Source organism: Candidatus Avoscillospira sp. LCP25S3_F1 (assembly GCF_052117125.1).
GTDB lineage: Bacteria > Bacillota > Clostridia > Oscillospirales > Oscillospiraceae > Avoscillospira_A.
In genome coordinates, this window is sequence record NZ_JBQKJT010000075.1 from 1 (window position 1) to 439 (window position 439).

The 439-nt window shown below is 50.3% G+C and carries 3 tRNA genes and 1 rRNA gene; all 4 read right to left on the minus strand.

Annotation, left to right across the window (positions count from 1 at the left end):
• Nucleotides 1–100: ribosomal RNA gene (gene rrf, locus ACTQ33_RS17165) — 5S ribosomal RNA — on the minus strand; the annotation flags it as partial.
• A 37-nt stretch (nucleotides 101–137) separates the two neighbouring features.
• Nucleotides 138–213, minus strand: a tRNA-Asn gene (locus ACTQ33_RS17170).
• A gap of 6 nt (nucleotides 214–219) precedes the next feature.
• Nucleotides 220–294: transfer RNA gene (locus tag ACTQ33_RS17175), tRNA-Glu, on the minus strand.
• Between the two features lie 35 nt (nucleotides 295–329).
• Nucleotides 330–405, minus strand: a tRNA-Lys gene (locus tag ACTQ33_RS17180).
• Nucleotides 406–439 lie beyond the last annotated feature (34 nt).

A 439-nucleotide genomic window follows, 5' to 3' on the forward strand; every position in this document is an offset into this window, starting at 1 on the left:
TTTCCCGTGCAGTCGCCCGCAAAGTATTTTCGGCGCAAACGAGCTTAACTTCTGTGTTCGGAATGGGAACAGGTGGACCCTCGCTGCAATCAACACCAACTATATATCTGTCGCAGCTAACGCTGTAACATTTTTAATGGCTCCCCCTGTTGGGCTCGAACCAACGACCCCATGATTAACAGTCATGTGCTCTACCGACTGAGCTAAGGAGGAATATCTTGGTGACCCGTACCGGATTCGAACCGATGTTAACGGCGTGAGAGGCCGCTGTCTTAACCACTTGACCAACGGGCCAGTCTATCATCAACACTATATGCGGTGCTAATCTCTGGTGCACCTTCAGGGACTCGAACCCGGGACCCACTGATTAAGAGTCAGTTGCTCTACCAACTGAGCTAAAGGTGCATTTCCCTTTTTACGGGCTTTTTCAGATACACCC